General features: G+C 58.3%; 15 protein-coding genes. 9 read left to right on the forward strand and 6 right to left on the reverse strand.

From position 1 onward, the window contains the following. Window positions 1-25 precede the first annotated feature (25 nt). Window positions 26-400, reverse strand: coding sequence for a hypothetical protein (locus QQF73_RS14585; RefSeq protein WP_219867943.1), 375 nt, complete (start codon window positions 398-400; stop codon window positions 26-28). A gap of 295 nt (window positions 401-695) precedes the next feature. Next, on the reverse strand, window positions 696-3,422 hold the full coding sequence (gene polA / locus QQF73_RS14590) for a DNA polymerase I (RefSeq protein WP_285368633.1): 2,727 nt from the start codon (window positions 3,420-3,422) through the stop codon (window positions 696-698). 87 nt (window positions 3,423-3,509) lie between these two features. Here polA and QQF73_RS14595 point away from each other — a divergent pair, with 87 nt between their 5' ends. Further along, window positions 3,510-3,851 carry a DUF2782 domain-containing protein gene (locus QQF73_RS14595; RefSeq protein WP_219867945.1) on the forward strand — a complete coding sequence of 114 codons (342 nt, stop codon included), beginning with the start codon at window positions 3,510-3,512 and terminating at the stop codon, window positions 3,849-3,851. 179 nt (window positions 3,852-4,030) lie between these two features. Next, on the forward strand, window positions 4,031-4,444 hold the full coding sequence (locus tag QQF73_RS14600) for a hypothetical protein (RefSeq protein ID WP_219867946.1): 414 nt from the start codon (window positions 4,031-4,033) through the stop codon (window positions 4,442-4,444). 107 nt (window positions 4,445-4,551) lie between these two features. On the opposite strand, the gene QQF73_RS14605 is transcribed toward QQF73_RS14600, so the two are convergent. Together QQF73_RS14605 and pyrE are read right to left on the reverse strand one after the other, a co-directional pair. Then, window positions 4,552-5,199 carry a DUF4124 domain-containing protein gene (locus tag QQF73_RS14605; protein WP_219867947.1) on the reverse strand — a complete coding sequence of 216 codons (648 nt, stop codon included), beginning with the start codon at window positions 5,197-5,199 and terminating at the stop codon, window positions 4,552-4,554. Between the two features lie 3 nt (window positions 5,200-5,202). Continuing rightward, window positions 5,203-5,841, reverse strand: coding sequence for an orotate phosphoribosyltransferase (gene pyrE / locus QQF73_RS14610; protein WP_219867948.1), 639 nt, complete (start codon window positions 5,839-5,841; stop codon window positions 5,203-5,205). An 81-nt stretch (window positions 5,842-5,922) separates the two neighbouring features. Here pyrE and QQF73_RS14615 point away from each other — a divergent pair, with 81 nt between their 5' ends. Continuing rightward, window positions 5,923-6,729 (forward strand): exodeoxyribonuclease III, encoded by an 807-nt coding sequence (locus QQF73_RS14615; protein WP_219867949.1) that lies wholly within the window; start codon window positions 5,923-5,925, stop codon window positions 6,727-6,729. A 36-nt stretch (window positions 6,730-6,765) separates the two neighbouring features. Here QQF73_RS14615 and rph read toward each other — a convergent pair whose 3' ends face one another. Beyond that, entirely contained in the window at window positions 6,766-7,482 is a 717-nt protein-coding gene (rph, locus tag QQF73_RS14620; RefSeq protein ID WP_219867950.1) for a ribonuclease PH, read from the reverse strand. A 183-nt stretch (window positions 7,483-7,665) separates the two neighbouring features. Here rph and QQF73_RS14625 point away from each other — a divergent pair, with 183 nt between their 5' ends. From QQF73_RS14625 to QQF73_RS14645, 5 genes are all read left to right on the forward strand, one after another. Further along, window positions 7,666-8,532 carry a YicC/YloC family endoribonuclease gene (locus QQF73_RS14625; RefSeq protein ID WP_285368635.1) on the forward strand — a complete coding sequence of 289 codons (867 nt, stop codon included), beginning with the start codon at window positions 7,666-7,668 and terminating at the stop codon, window positions 8,530-8,532. 101 nt (window positions 8,533-8,633) lie between these two features. Then, window positions 8,634-9,260, forward strand: a complete 627-nt coding sequence (gmk, locus tag QQF73_RS14630) for a guanylate kinase (RefSeq protein ID WP_219867952.1) — start codon at window positions 8,634-8,636, stop codon at window positions 9,258-9,260. Between the two features lie 91 nt (window positions 9,261-9,351). Then, the gene (gene rpoZ, locus QQF73_RS14635) at window positions 9,352-9,564 is read left to right on the forward strand and encodes a DNA-directed RNA polymerase subunit omega (RefSeq protein ID WP_219867953.1); all 213 of its coding nucleotides are present in this window, start codon (window positions 9,352-9,354) and stop codon (window positions 9,562-9,564) included. A gap of 164 nt (window positions 9,565-9,728) precedes the next feature. Then, complete coding sequence (locus QQF73_RS14640) at window positions 9,729-11,873, forward strand: RelA/SpoT family protein (protein WP_219867954.1); 2,145 nt, start codon at window positions 9,729-9,731, stop codon at window positions 11,871-11,873. Between the two features lie 78 nt (window positions 11,874-11,951). Then, entirely contained in the window at window positions 11,952-12,338 is a 387-nt protein-coding gene (locus QQF73_RS14645; protein WP_219867955.1) for a RidA family protein, read from the forward strand. A 71-nt stretch (window positions 12,339-12,409) separates the two neighbouring features. On the opposite strand, the gene QQF73_RS14650 is transcribed toward QQF73_RS14645, so the two are convergent. Beyond that, a complete protein-coding gene (locus QQF73_RS14650; protein WP_219867956.1) occupies window positions 12,410-13,276 on the reverse strand; it encodes an NAD-dependent epimerase/dehydratase family protein in 867 nt (288 codons plus the stop codon). Window positions 13,277-13,352: 76 nt separating this feature from the next. On the opposite strand from QQF73_RS14650, the gene QQF73_RS14655 reads away from it, so the two are divergent. Continuing rightward, window positions 13,353-14,312 (forward strand): hydrogen peroxide-inducible genes activator, encoded by a 960-nt coding sequence (locus QQF73_RS14655; protein ID WP_219867957.1) that lies wholly within the window; start codon window positions 13,353-13,355, stop codon window positions 14,310-14,312. Window positions 14,313-14,314: the final 2 nt, after the last annotated feature.

Here is a 14,314-nt window from a genome sequence, read left to right on the forward strand (position 1 = left end):
TGCAGGGCTGATCAGCGTCTGCTGATCAGCCGATGACCTGGCCGCGGTAGATGACCTTCTTCTTCCGTGCCTGGTCCGCTTCTGTATCCGCTTCGCTTGCCTCTACTGCAGGCCTGTTGTCCTCAGCGATTTCCTGGCCCCGATACATCCGTTTCGGCGCTTCTGCATCGTCAATTGCCACACACAGTTGCGGCACCTTTTCCTGCAATGCCTCCCAGGTACGGGTCAGGTGACTGGAGCGCGTTTTGCTCGCGTATTCCGCCAGCTGTTGTTCCAGATGTTCTTCTGTGAGGTGCAATTTGACGCCGAATTCGGAGCGAATCAGGCGGCGGCACTGGTGAACCAGCTTGAGCAGGCCCGGATCCAGCAGCCAGCTTCGTTCAGATGCCATAGATGTCATGGTTACGACCTCGGACTGGATGTGTCACGAATGGCGCTGCCTGGTTTCAGTGGGACGGGCGAACGCCGACACTGAAAAATAAAGCGAATTTCGTGCCGCTTCTGAAAGAAAGCCGTGGAGTGCTGTTATCAAAGGTCGGGAGGAGGGGAGAGCGGAGAAAATTCAGCGTCTTGGTCGGAAGGTTACGCTTTTTTAAGGTGCATTTTGTGAGCTGTTGCCCTGTTTTGGGGGCGTTAATGGAAAAGCACCGGGCTTTGGCCCGGTGTTGTCTGACAGAGCGGGACAGCCCGGTTAGTTAATGGGCTTCGTCCCAGTTGTCTCCGACGCCCGCCTCCACGACGAGCGGAACATCGAGCCTGGCCGCCGCTGACATCCGTTTCACCAGTCCATCCCGGACTTTGTCCAGCGCCGCTTCCCGGACCTCGAGGATCAGTTCGTCGTGGACCTGCATAGTCATCCTGGCCTCGTCGGCATGCTCCCGGAGTAGCCAGTCCTCAACCTCAATCATGGCCCGTTTAATGATGTCGGCCGCCGTACCCTGCATCGGGGCGTTGATCGCCGTTCGTTCGGCAGCCTGCTGCATTTGTTTGTTACGGGCATTGATCTCCGGCAGGTAGAGGCGCCGGCCGAACAGGGTTTCCACAAAACCATCCTCATGGGCCTGTTTGCGGATATTGTCCATGTATCTGAGTACGCCCGGGTAGCGTTCGAAATAACGGTCAATGTACGCCTGCGCGACTTTGCGCTCGACATCCAGCTGGCGGGACAGGCCGAACGCGGACATGCCGTAGATCAGGCCAAAGTTGATGGCCTTGGCGCTGCGGCGTTGGTCCCCTGAAACCTCGTCCACGGCGACGCCAAACACTTCGGCCGCGGTCGCTTTGTGGATGTCCTCGCCCTGTTCGAACGCACTCAGCAGGCCCTTGTCCCCGGACAGGTGTGCCATGATGCGCAATTCAATCTGGGAGTAGTCAGCCGCTACCAGCTTGTAGCCTTCCGGAGCGATGAAGGCCTGACGAATCCGGCGGCCCTGTTCGCTGCGAATCGGGATGTTCTGCAGGTTGGGCTCGGATGAGGACAGGCGACCGGTGGCCGTAACTGCCTGGTGGTAAGACGTATGAACCCGGCCGGTGCGGTGACTGATCAGCTCTGGCAGCGTGTCCGTATAGGTGGATTTCAGTTTGCTCAGACTGCGATGCTCAAGAATGAGTCGTGGCAGTTCGTGTTCGTGGGCGAGTTCCTGGAGCACTGGCTCGGCCGTTGAGGGGGCGCCCTTGGGGGTCTTCTTGACGACCGGCAGGCCCATTTTGTCGTAGAAGATGGCTTGCAGTTGCTTCGGGGAGCCGAGATTGAACGTTTCTCCGGCGACCTCGTGGGCTTCCTGCTCAAGTTCGGCCATGCGTTCGGCCAGCTCCTGGCTGTGCCTGCGAAGCGTGCCGGCATTGATCAGGGTGCCCCGCTGTTCCATCCGGGACAGAACCGGTACCAGAGGCAGATCGATCTCACGGTATACCGATTCCAGCCTGCCGGTTTTTTTCAGCAGAGGTTTCAGCGTCTGGTGCAGGCGCAGGGTGATGTCGGCGTCTTCAGCCGCGTAGGGGCCGGCCTTTTCGAGTTCAATCTGGTTAAACGTCAGCTGCTTGGCGCCCTTGCCGGCAATGGACTCGAAGGTAATGGTGCTCTCATCCAGGTACTGCCGCGCCAGGCTGTCCATGTCGTGGCGCGTGAGGACGGAGTTGAGCACATAGGACTCCAGCATGGTGTCCTCGGCGATGCCTTCCAGATTGATGCCGTGGTTCGCCAGTACGTTCTTGTCGTACTTGAGGTTCTGGCCGACCTTGGCCTGTTTCGGGTTTTCCAGCAGTGGTTTGAGTTGGTCCAGTACCGCGTCACGGTCCAGTTGCTCGGGCGCGCCCATGTAATCGTGCGCCAGGGGTACGTAGGCGGCTTCGCCGGGCACAACGGCAAAGGATACCCCGACCACCTCGGCGTCACTGTACCGAAGGCTGGTGGTTTCGGTGTCGAAGGCGAACAGATCCGAGTCCTTTAACCGTTTCAGCCAGCTGTCCAGTTCAGCCTGGTCGGTGATGATGGCATAGTTCTTTTCCCCGGGCGGGCTGCTCGGGGCATCAGGCGGATCTGCGGATTCGTCGTTGCCATGGTCTTGCTCCAGCTCCGCGACCCAGCTCCGGAACTCGTATTCCTTGAACAGGTCCCGGAGCAGGTCATCGTCCTGTTGCCTGAGTTTCAGGTCTTCGAGCCCGAAGTCCAGATCCACGTCGGTCTTGATCGTGGCCAGCTCCCGACTCAGGGGCAGGGTCTCCGTGGCTTCGCGAAGATACTCGCCGATCTTGCCCTTGATCTCATCCGAGTGCTCAATCAGGTTGTCGAGGTCCTGGTAGCTCTCAAGCCACTTTACCGCCGTCTTCGGGCCGCACTTGTTGACGCCCGGAATGTTGTCGACCTTGTCGCCGACCAGCGCCAGATAGTCGATGATCTGTTCGGGCGTTACCCCGAATTTCTCCCGCACACCGTCCCGATCCATGCGGGTTTCCGTCATGGTGTTGATGAGGGTGACGTGATCACTGACCAGTTGGGCCATGTCCTTGTCACCGGTGGATACCACCACATCTATGCCCTTGCTGGTGGCTTCGTGGGCGAGAGTGCCGATCACATCGTCCGCTTCCACGCCGGTGACAATCAGCAGCGGCAGGCCCATGGCCTTCACGATCTCGTGGATGGGTTCTATCTGGCAGGCAAGGTCGTCCGGCATCGGCGGGCGGTTGGCTTTGTACTCTTCGTACATGTCATGGCGGAAGGTTTTGCCCTTGGCGTCAAACACCACCACCATCTTCGAGCCCGGGAAATCCTGTTCCAGTCGCCGCAGCATGCTGATTACGCCCTTGATGGCTCCAGTCGGCTGGTTTTTGCTCGTGGTGAGCGGGGGAAGTGCATGATAGGCGCGGAAAAGGTAGGACGAACCGTCCACAAGAACCACAGGCGGAGTCTTTTGCTCAGTCATGTCAAAACGGGTCCGGATTCTGATTGAAGCGTTGGTTGGCTTGTGCAAATCTGTACTTAATTCAATTGGCAAAAGGGTATCACGAAAATGAAACGATTCGCCTTTCCCGGAGCGTTACTGCTTGCGTGTTTTTCCGGAGTGGTTATTGCCCAGAATGACGGTGCCCTGGATGAGACGCTCGTGGAAACTCCGGACGAGCCCGTGGTGATCTCGGATTACCAGCCCAGCAGCGACGGCCCGCAGATTGTCATTCGACCCGGAGAGAATGAGGTCTTCTACGAGTACCGGGTGAACGGCCAGCTCATGGAGATCAAGGTGGTACCGGAGGTCGGCCCGGAATACTACCTCGTCCCTTCGGACGGGGGCGGCTGGATCCGGGAAACCGAGTCCGACATGCTGGTGCCGAGCTGGGTGCTGTTTCGCTGGTAGGTGTGGCTGGTGCCCGGTCTGGAATCGGGAAATTCGGTGAGCTTGGGTCACCTGTCAGCTTTTAGTATGAACATTCTAATTTTTCTCCGTACCTTGGAAGTCGAAATTCAGAAAAGGCCGGAAGTCGACGCTAGGCCGCTGGACCGAAAGTGCTTTCAGAAAACCTAAGGAGAAATGTTATGGGTAAACTAAAATCGTATCAGGAACAGATTCAGGAAATCGTTGAGAAAGGCATCAACACTGCCGAAGAGCAGCAGAAAAAACTGGCTTCGAAGCCGTTTGATTATGCTGAGAAGCTGGAGTCCGAAGCTCGCGAATACAGCGTCAAGACTCTGCGCAAGCGTTACTACGGGTACAGCGAAAACCTGTTCGACCAGCTGCGCAGCCTGAACAGCCGCTTCGGCAACTTTGCCGCCGATCTGGTTGCCAAGCTGGAGAAGGAAGCGGCGGATACCGTCTCCGAAACCGCTGACGAAGTGACCAGTGCTGCGCAAAGTGCCAAGGCTTCAGTAACAACCAAGAAGCCGGCTGCGCGCAAGACCACTACGCGCAAGACCACTTCTTCTGAGAAGAAGACGACTGCGTCTGCCTAAGACGCCTGATGGAACGCCGCGTGTCGGTGGTCTTCAGTAAAAAGGGCGGAGGTTGATAACCTCCGCCCTTTTTTGTGTCCGGACATTTTGTTTCGGACGGTCGACTGCTAGTCCTTGTCCGTCCCATTCAGTGACAGCGTGCGCGGCTCCCCGGTCACTTCTTCCAGACGCTCGATATCGGCTTTGAAATCGGCTTTGAGGGCGTCAATTTCCCGGTTCTGGACATCGATTTCCCGTTCAAGGTCGCGAATCTGGGATTCCAGTCGCCGGATCTTTTCCAGCGAGGCCTCCGGAATGTCGCGACCGGCGCGCTCCATGTCAGCTGCGCGGCTTTGCTCATTGTCCAGCTGGCTCGAGATGACAGCGATGTTGCCCCGCTTCAGCTGGATCAGGCCTTCCAGTTCGCGAACCTTGCGGTGCATGGCACGAACGGCCTGGTCTGGATGACTGTAGCGCTTCAGCAGCAGGCGGTCCTTTTCACGCTGGATTTCCCGCTCTTTCTGTCGCTGTTTTTCGGCTTCCCGGGCGGCGATTTCTTCTTCGGTCGGCGCCGGATCGACAGTTTCGATGACCCGGCCGTTATTGCCGAGAATGTCGTAACCCCGCTGGGTGGCTTCCTGGGGGATGGTGTTGCTGATGACGACCTGACCGTTTTCATCCGTGTACCGGTACATGCCAGCGTGAGCGGTGGCAACAATTCCCAGTGCCAACGTCATCGCAGCTGCGATTTTGAATGGAGTTAAACGGTTGGTCATGAATCAGACTCCGTAGCGATCCCGATAACTGGCCACCTTCGCGGCGTGGTCGGAAAATTCCGGATTGGCCTTCAGGTAGTCCAGAACCTGTTCGAGGCGGATGATGCTGACAACCGGGATGCCGAATTCTTGCTCGACTTCCTGGATGGCGGACAGCTCCCCGTTGCCTTTTTCCTGGCGGTCCAGAGCGATCAGCACACCTGCCGGCTCGGCGCCGGCGCTGCGGATCAGGTCAATGGATTCCCGGATGGCAGTGCCTGCGGTAATGACGTCGTCGACAATCAGGACTTTGCCCTGCAATGGCGCGCCGACCACATTGCCGCCCTCACCGTGATCTTTCTTTTCCTTGCGGTTAAAGGCAAAGGGTTTGCTGTTACCGTCTGTAGCGAGCGCCATGGCCGTCACGGTGGCCAACGGAATGCCCTTATAGGCAGGCCCGAAAATAATGTCATAATCCAGCCCACTGCGTTCTATCGCGGCGGCATAAGCTTTGCTTAACTGAAGGAGGTCGTCGCCCGTGTTGAACAGCCCCGCGTTGAAAAAGTACGGACTGGTACGGCCGGATTTGAGCGTGAATTCACCAAAGCGAAGTACGTTCCGGCGAATGGCAAATTCGATGAAATTTTGCTGATAGTCGTGCATGGCAAGGCTTCTGGCGGGTGTGGATCTTTAATTAGCGCGTAAAACCGGTATCATACACACAAACCGAATCAGGGAACACGTATGCGGGTAGTATCAATCAGCGTCAATGGTCTTGCGCAGGCCGTTGATAAAGGTTTCTTCGACTGGCTGGCCGATCAGGACGCTGACGTCGTTTGCGTTCAGGATCACCGCATGCGGGCCTACGAGATTGAGGATTACAATCTCATCCCGGAAGGTTACGAGGCCTACTTCATTGACGGCGAAAACAACGCAGATGGCGGCGTCGGTATCTACACCCGGCATTTTCCCAAGGCCATCATGTACGGTTTCGCCAACGAGCAGGCGGACCGTGAAGGCCGCTTTATTCAGGCGGACTTTGACAAGGTTTCGGTTGCCTGTGTGCTGGCTCCTTGTGCGCTGGGGCGTGAGGAAGAGCTTCTCGGTGAGGATGACCTCACGGTGCTGGATCACAAGGACGAATTCATGGACGCCTTCGGCTTGCATATGCAGAAGACCTTGCGCAAGCGCCGCCAGTTTATCTTCTGCGCCAACCTGCAGACTGCTCACCACGTAACCGATGCGAGCCCGCTCTACCACAAGCATGATTTCTCTGGCTTCCTGCCCCATGAAAGGGCGTGGTTGGACCGTCTTTTTGATGAGATGGGCTCTATTGACGCGTTCCGGGAAATCAACAAACAGAGTAATCAGTTTACCTGGTGGCCGGAACAGGCCGAGGGTGCACGTAAGAATGCGGGTATACGGGTGGATTACCAACTGTTGACGCCGGGCATCCGGAATACCATCCAGGATGGTTGGATTGACGACAGCACCCGGTTCTCGGATCACGCACCCGTGATCATGGATTACGACATCGAAATCGGGTTTTAGGTCCGGAGTGCCGTTACGGCGCCCCGGACTGACGGGTCAGCCTTCCAGCGCTGCCTTCTGAATCTCAAACAGCTTCTCGATTCCCTGCTTGGCCAAGCCTAGCATGCTGTCCAGTTCTTCCTGAACGAAAGGCGCGCCTTCGGCGGTGCCCTGAATTTCAATGAACCCTCCCTGATCGGTCATGATCACGTTCATGTCGGTTTCAGCCTCAGAGTCTTCCGGGTAGTCCAGATCGACCACCGGAGTGCCCTTGTAGACGCCTACCGAAAACGCGGCAACCATCTGTTTCAGTGGTGATTTCTTCAGGCGCTTTTCGGCGACCAGAAAATTCAGCGCATCCACCAATGCCACGCAGCCGCCGGTGATGGCGGCGGTTCGGGTACCACCATCTGCCTGGATGACGTCGCAGTCGATTGTGATGCTGTGCTCACCCAGTGCGCTCAGGTCGACGGCGGCCCGGAGTGAGCGGCCGATGAGCCGTTGGATTTCCACGGTGCGCCCACCCTGTTTGCCGCGTGCTGCTTCCCGACCCATGCGGCTGCCGGTGGAGCGTGGGAGCATGCCATATTCGGCAGTGATCCAGCCTTTGCCTTCACCGCGCAGGAATGGGGGAACCTTGTTTTCGACGGAGGCAGTGCAGATCACTTTGGTGTCCCCGAATTCCACCAGTACCGAGCCTTCGGCATGACGGGTGTAATTACGGGTGATTCGAACGTCTCTGGGTTGCTCGGGCGTTCTGCCGCTTGGTCGCATAGTATTTCCTGAAGTCTGAAGTTGGTGTCCGGGCACGTGTCCCGGTTGAGCGTGTATTGAAAGGAGTGGGAGTATAACACGTCGATCAAGGCCCGGATGGCTTTGGCTCGGGTTGCACTCGCCGGCAGCGCTGGGAGCCTGCTAAACTCGATTTCCATGCCAACAACCATGACCGGAGCTGCCATGATCCGAAGTATGACCGCATTTTCGCGAAGGGACGCCCAAGGAGACTGGGGCACGCTGACCTGCGAGATTCGCACGGTCAATCATCGGTACCTGGAGCCGTCGTTTCGCTTGCCGGAGGCCTTTCGTGAACTTGAAAATCAGTTCCGCGAAGAACTTCGAAGGCAGTTGAAACGGGGTAAGGTCGATGTATCCATGCGCCTGCAGTCAGCCGATACGTCCTCCCAGAGCTTCGAGGTCAGCGATGATCTGGCGAAGGCGCTCAATGAAGCCGCCAATCACGTCAACCGCATTCTCGACAATCCCGCGCACATCAGCGCCCTGGATATCCTCCGTTGGCCCGGGGTGATGTCGGTGCCTGAGCAGGATTATGGTCCGGCCCGGGCTGCAGCCGCCGAACTCTTCGAGGAGACGGTCGGTGAGCTGGTGAGTGTCCGCGAACGGGAAGGAGAGCGCCTCAGGCCGCTTTTCGAGGACCGACTGGATGCCATGAGTCGTCTGGTATCCGAGGTGCGGGAGTTGATGCCGGAACTCCTTGTGGCCCAGGAGCAGAGTCTGCGCGACCGTTTCGAGAAGGCCAAGGTGGAGTTGGATCCTGAGCGCGTCGCCCAGGAAATGGTGATGCTGGCCCAGAAGAGTGACGTCGCCGAAGAACTGGAGCGGCTGGATGCCCACATCAGTGAAGTTGGCGACACCCTGAAGAGCGATGACGCCATCGGGCGACGGCTGGATTTCCTGATGCAGGAGCTGAACCGGGAGGCCAACACGCTGAGCAGCAAAAGCATCGATGCCCGGGTAACCCGCGCTGCGGTGGACCTGAAAGTGCTGATCGAGCAGATGCGCGAGCAGGTGCAGAACCTCGAATGAGGTGCGGGCGCGGACCGAAAATCGTATAATCCTGCGCTTTCGCGGCGCTGATGCGGTTTCGGGCGGCCGTCTGAATACACGCGGGTTGGAGTTGTTTGTTCATGAGTCAAGCAGGTGAGCAAGGTACGTTGTATGTCGTTTCTGCCCCCTCGGGTGCCGGGAAGACCAGCCTTGTGGCGGCAATGCTGCGCAATGACGAGAAGCTCTGCGTCTCGGTCTCCCACACCACCCGCCCCATGCGCGAGGGTGAACAGGACGGTGTGAATTATCACTTCGTGAGTCGCGAAGCCTTTGAGGCAATGATCGGGCGGGGCGATTTTCTGGAACACGCCGATGTTTTCGGGAACTACTACGGCACCTCCCACATATGGGTTCGCGACACCCTTGCGCAAGGCCGGGACGTAATCCTGGAGATCGACTGGCAGGGCGCCGAACAGGTGCGCCGTTTGATGCCGGAATGCGTTAGCATATTTATCGTGCCCCCCTCGTCGGACGTCCTTCGGGAGCGCCTGACCGGACGCGGAACGGACGCGCCGGAGGTGGTGGAGCGCCGGCTCGCCGAGGCGGCTGAGGAGTGTCGGCACGCCCTTGAGTTTGACTACCTGGTGGTGAACGATCAGTTCGCGGTGGCGTTGGCGGATCTGCTGGCGGTTGTCCGCAGTCAACGCCTGCGGATGTCGGTACAGCAGGAGCGTCACGGCGAGCTTCTGGCGGGACTTTCGCAATAGTGCCGGGAGCGATTGTAGCTGTATACAAAATGAGCCGGCCGCAGTAAACTACGCGGTCTGCTGAATCAGTCATTTTATTTTCGGGGAAGTTATGGCACGAGTTACCGTTGAAGATTGTCTGGAAAACGTTGATAACCGCTTCCAGCTGGTGATGCTGGCCACCAAGCGTGCCCGTCAGTTGGCGACCAAAGGTGCGGAACCAATGGTGGCGGAAGAAAACGACAAGCCGACGGTTATCGCACTGCGCGAGATCGCCGAGGGCAAGGTCGGTCGTGAATTGCTGAAGGAAGAAGACGACGAGTAACGCCGTCGCGGGTACAAGTACGTATCCGTACCTTGGAAGCATTGAAATCTGGCCCCGCGCTTTTATAGTGTAGCTATAGAACGTCGTTGGCAGGATCAGGAAGGACCCGGATGCGTGCATTCGGGTTTTTTTGTCCCTGAAATTCTGGAGTATACGGAGGCGCGGTGTCGGCAGAGGCTACAGTTGAAGGGCTCGCGAAAGAGCTGAGTACCTATCTGGATAAAAGCCGCATCAATCAGGTGCGTCGGGCCTACTATTATGCCGAGCAGGCCCACGAAGGGCAGATGCGCAAAAGCGGCGATCGCTACATTACCCACCCCCTTGCAGTCGCTCACATCCTTGCCGATTTGCGACTGGACCATCAGAGTCTGATGGCGGCCATGCTCCACGATGTGATTGAAGACACCGGTATTCCCAAGGATGCCCTCTCTGAGCAGTTTGGCGAGGATGTGGCAGAGCTGGTGGATGGCGTCAGCAAACTGACCCAGATCGAATTCCGTTCGCGGGCCGAAGCACAGGCCGAGAACTTCCAGAAGATGACACTGGCGATGGCTCGGGACATTCGCGTCATCCTGGTGAAGCTCGCGGACCGCCTGCACAATATGCGCACCCTGGGTCCCATGCCCTATGAGAAACGCCAGCGTATCGCCACCGAAACCCTCGACATCTACGCGCCCATTGCCAATCGTCTCGGCATGCATTCGATCTGTACCGAGCTCGAAGACCTCGGTTTTTCCTCCCTGTACCCGATGCGGTCAAAATACATTTCGAAGGCTGTCGACAAGCTGAGGGGAAGTCATCGGGAAATCATCGAAGAAATTCGTGGCAAGTTGCAGGAAAAGCTGGAGGAGCGGGGGTTGCCGGGCCGTATCCTGGGGCGCGAGAAACATCTGAACAGCATCTACAACAAGATGAAGTTCAAACAGAAATCCTTTCACGAAATCATGGACGTGTATGCGTTCCGGATCATTACCGATACCGAGGACGACTGCTACCGTATCCTGGGCGCCGTCCACAGCCTGTACAAGCCCCTGCCTGGTCGTTTCAAGGACTACATTGCGATGCCCAAGGCCAACGGCTATCAATCCCTGCACACGACGCTGTTCGGTATGCACGTCAACATCGAGATCCAGATCCGCACCGAGGAAATGGAGCATATCGCCAATAACGGTATCGCGGCCCACTGGATGTACAAGAATGAGCCGAGCAGTGTAACCAATGCCAATCAGGCCCGTGTCGACCGCTGGGTCAAGGGGTTGATGGAAATGCGTGAACGGGCCGATGACTCACTGGAGTTCATCGAGCACGTGAAGGTCGACCTGTTCCCGGACGAAATATACGTGTTCACGCCGAAGGGCAAGATCATGGAGTTGCCCAGCGGGGCTACCCCGGTGGACTTCGCCTACGCCATCCATACCGATATCGGCAACGCCACCGTCGCCTGCCGCATCAACCGCAACCTCAGCTCACTGAGCCAGCCGCTGCAGAGCGGTCAGACCGTTGAGATTATTACCGCTCCAGGCGCTCGCCCGAACCCGGCATGGCTCAGCTTTGTCGTCACGGGCAAAGCCCGCAGCAGTATCCGGCATGTGCTCAAGAGTCAGAAACGGGCCGAATCCCTGGATCTGGGTAAAACCCTGCTGAAGAAATCCCTTAAGGGCTTTGGTGCCCGTCTGGCCGACATCAGCGATGCCCAGGTGCAGGCGGTGGTCAATCACAATCAGGTCAACAGCCTTGACGATCTGATCAGCGACATCGGCCTCGGGAATCGCATGGCCTATCTGGTCGCGCGGCAGCTGTTGACCGGCGCGGAATCGGAACCCAGTGTCGACGTTGCCAGGGATGTTCATCGCAATGGTGATCACAGCCCGGTCACCATCCGGGGTACCGAGGGGCTTCTGGTTCGGTTCGCCAGTTGCTGCAAACCGATTCCGGGCGACCCGGTGGTCGGTATGATGGACTCCGGGAAGGGCATGGTGATTCATTCTGATACCTGCGCCCGTCTACCCGATGACGATGAGGGACGTGCGCGGCTGACCCACCTCAAATGGGCCAAGGACATCACCGACGAGTTCTCTGTGGAATTGCGGGTCGAGCTTGAGCGGCAGCGGGGCGTGATCGCGGAAGTGGCCAATGCCGTGGCGATGGCCGACGGCAACATCGAACGGATCAACGTAGAAGACCAGAACGCCAAGTTCAGCATCGTCAGCCTGGTGCTCCACGTCAACGGGCGCCGGCACCTGGCCCGTGTCATGCGGCGCGTCCGTAACATCCGGGCGGTCACCCACATCGGCCGTGTCCGCCACTGATACGGACCAATGGCTGGTTGACAGTCGCAGCGCCGAGAGGTGACGATTGGCGTTTTGAAAGAGAGGAATTCCAAAGTCATGACCAACAAATCCGTTATCCAGACTGAAAGCGCCCCGCAGGCGATTGGCACTTACTCGCAGGCTGTGAAAGCCGGTGACACGGTGTACCTGTCTGGCCAGATTCCGCTGGTACCGGAAACCATGGAAGTGGTTGCCGGAGATTTTGCCGCCAAGACACGGCAGGTATTCGAAAATCTCAAGGCGGTGTGTGAAGCGGCTGGTGGCGAGCTCAAAGATATCGTGAAGCTCAACATCTACATGACGGACCTCGCCAACTTTGCCACCGTAAACGAAATCATGGCGACGTATTTCGAGGAGCCTTACCCGGCCCGGGCCGCCGTGGGCGTTGCGGCGCTACCCAAAGGTGTGCCCATTGAGATGGAAGCGGTGATGGTGCTCAGCTGAGTGAGCTGGCACCCGAAACCATTAGGGTAGGAAAGGCGGCTACGGCCGCCTTTTTGTTTGTGTCTGCCAAACTACCGGTCTGCAATCATGCCCCGGTAGCCGTCCCGGAAACTCGGGAATCGGAACCGGAAGCCGGTTTCCAGTAAACGCTGGTTGCTGCAGCGTTTGCTTCCTGCACGTCCGCCCTTTCTGGCGCCCTCGGCCGGCTCTGCGCAGGGAGTTTGTTGGCGCACCCAGTCAACCACCTCGTCGAGCCGAACCGGCTCGCAATCACTGGCCACGTAGAGTTCCTGCAAGGATTGGCCAGACAGTACCCGTTCCACCAGATGCTGGACGACCCGGGCGGCATCCTCTTCGTGGATGCGGTTGCTGTAGGGAGCCGGTTTTTGTGGATCCATTCGGCCTTCAATAACTTCCTCGAGGAACCGTCGTCGGGACGGACCGTAGATGCCGCTGAAGCGCACCACGGTGGCAGGATGCCCGGATTCCAGAGCGGTTTGTTCGCCGGCCAGGATTTTCTCACCGCTGAAGCGCCGTGGTTGAGTCAGGCTGGTCTCATCGACCCAGCTGTCGTCGTCCTGGGCGTAGACGCTGGTGCTGCTGACAAAGATGACCCGTTTTATCGGCTGCCCTGCGATCGTCGCCAGGAGATTGCTAAGGCCATTCACGTACGCGTCCTGATAGCCCTGCTCGTCATAACTGGCCGGGGTCAGGCAATAGATGACAACGTCGAGGTTCTCGGGCACCGTCGCTTCCAGGGAATGCCGGTGCATGAGGTCGGCTTTTAGGCGGTGAATGCCGACGGGAATGCGGTCAGGATTTCGCCGCAGCCCATAGACGGTGGCGGAGTCGGTCAGCAGGCTGGCAATGGCGCCTCCGAGGTTGCCGCAGCCGGCTACAAGAACCCTGGGAGTGTTCGTGGTTTCAGTCATTGCCATAGACAATTTCAATCCTTATGCTTGAACCCATAAATAAGCGAAACTTCGACCTGGACCCATTTGACCGGAGCTCAACATGACTCTCACCGAGTTACGATACGTCGTTACGCTTGCCCGAGAAAGGCATTTTGGCCGCGCTGCCGAGCGCTGTCATGTCAGTCAGCCAACGCTCAGTGTCGCCGTCAAAAAGCTTGAAGACGAACTCGGCATTCCCCTGTTTGAGCGCAGCAAAAGCAGCATTCGGGTGACCGAGACCGGGCAGCGTATCATTGAACAGGCCCAGCGGGTACTGGACCAGGTCGGTGTGATCAAGGACATGGCCCAGGACGGCAAAAATCAGCTGAATTCCCCGCTGAAAGTCGGGGCCATCTACACCATCGGCCCTTACCTGTTTCCTCATTTTTTGCCGGAACTGCGCCGCGCGGCGCCTGATATGCCGTTGTACATCGAAGAGAACTACACGGCAACCCTGCGCCAGAAGCTGCGCCAGTCCGAACTCGACGCCATCATCATTGCGTTGCCCTTCGAGGAACCAGAGGTTCTTACCCTGCCACTCTACGATGAGCCGTTTGTGGTGTTGTTGCCGGCGGGGCACCCGCTGGCCAAGAAGGACCAGCTGACGGCCGAGGAGCTGGCGCAGGAACAGTTGCTGTTGCTCGGGCCGGGACACTGCTTCCGGGATCAGGTTCTGGAATCCTGCCCGCCGCTGGTTGAAGCCGTCACCCGGCGTGTGGACACGGCGTCACCGTCGCTGGTGACCGAGGGCAGTTCCCTGGAAACCATTCGGCACATGGTCGCCTCCGGCCTCGGGATCACGGTTCTGCCGCTTTCGGCGGCGACCGCCATGCAGTATCAAGAGGACATTCTGGCGGTACGCCGGTTCGCGCCTCCCGTGCCGTTCCGGACCGTTGCGCTCGCCTGGCGAGTGACCTTCCCAAGGCCAAAAGCGATCGACGTCCTGTCTCTAGCGGCGAGCCAGTGCCGGGTCATTGAGAAGGCGAAAACAGACACGCCGGCCGTGGCCGAGAGCGCCTGAGT

Source organism: Marinobacter albus, from assembly GCF_030238305.1.
Classification (GTDB): Bacteria; Pseudomonadota; Gammaproteobacteria; order Pseudomonadales; family Oleiphilaceae; genus Marinobacter; species Marinobacter albus.

Excerpts from the sequence above, each read along its gene's own strand:
- QQF73_RS14585 (WP_219867943.1), bottom strand. The coding sequence starts at position 400 with ATGACATCTATGGCATCTGAACGAAGCTGGCTGCTGGATCCGGGCCTG.
- polA (WP_285368633.1), bottom strand. The coding sequence starts at position 3,422 with ATGACTGAGCAAAAGACTCCGCCTGTGGTTCTTGTGGACGGTTCGTCC.
- QQF73_RS14595 (WP_219867945.1), top strand. The coding sequence starts at position 3,510 with ATGAAACGATTCGCCTTTCCCGGAGCGTTACTGCTTGCGTGTTTTTCC.
- QQF73_RS14600 (WP_219867946.1), top strand. The coding sequence starts at position 4,031 with ATGGGTAAACTAAAATCGTATCAGGAACAGATTCAGGAAATCGTTGAG.
- QQF73_RS14605 (WP_219867947.1), bottom strand. The coding sequence starts at position 5,199 with ATGACCAACCGTTTAACTCCATTCAAAATCGCAGCTGCGATGACGTTG.
- pyrE (WP_219867948.1), bottom strand. The coding sequence starts at position 5,841 with ATGCACGACTATCAGCAAAATTTCATCGAATTTGCCATTCGCCGGAAC.
- QQF73_RS14615 (WP_219867949.1), top strand. The coding sequence starts at position 5,923 with ATGCGGGTAGTATCAATCAGCGTCAATGGTCTTGCGCAGGCCGTTGAT.
- rph (WP_219867950.1), bottom strand. The coding sequence starts at position 7,482 with ATGCGACCAAGCGGCAGAACGCCCGAGCAACCCAGAGACGTTCGAATC.
- QQF73_RS14625 (WP_285368635.1), top strand. The coding sequence starts at position 7,666 with ATGATCCGAAGTATGACCGCATTTTCGCGAAGGGACGCCCAAGGAGAC.
- gmk (WP_219867952.1), top strand. The coding sequence starts at position 8,634 with ATGAGTCAAGCAGGTGAGCAAGGTACGTTGTATGTCGTTTCTGCCCCC.
- rpoZ (WP_219867953.1), top strand. The coding sequence starts at position 9,352 with ATGGCACGAGTTACCGTTGAAGATTGTCTGGAAAACGTTGATAACCGC.
- QQF73_RS14645 (WP_219867955.1), top strand. The coding sequence starts at position 11,952 with ATGACCAACAAATCCGTTATCCAGACTGAAAGCGCCCCGCAGGCGATT.
- QQF73_RS14650 (WP_219867956.1), bottom strand. The coding sequence starts at position 13,276 with ATGGCAATGACTGAAACCACGAACACTCCCAGGGTTCTTGTAGCCGGC.
- QQF73_RS14655 (WP_219867957.1), top strand. The coding sequence starts at position 13,353 with ATGACTCTCACCGAGTTACGATACGTCGTTACGCTTGCCCGAGAAAGG.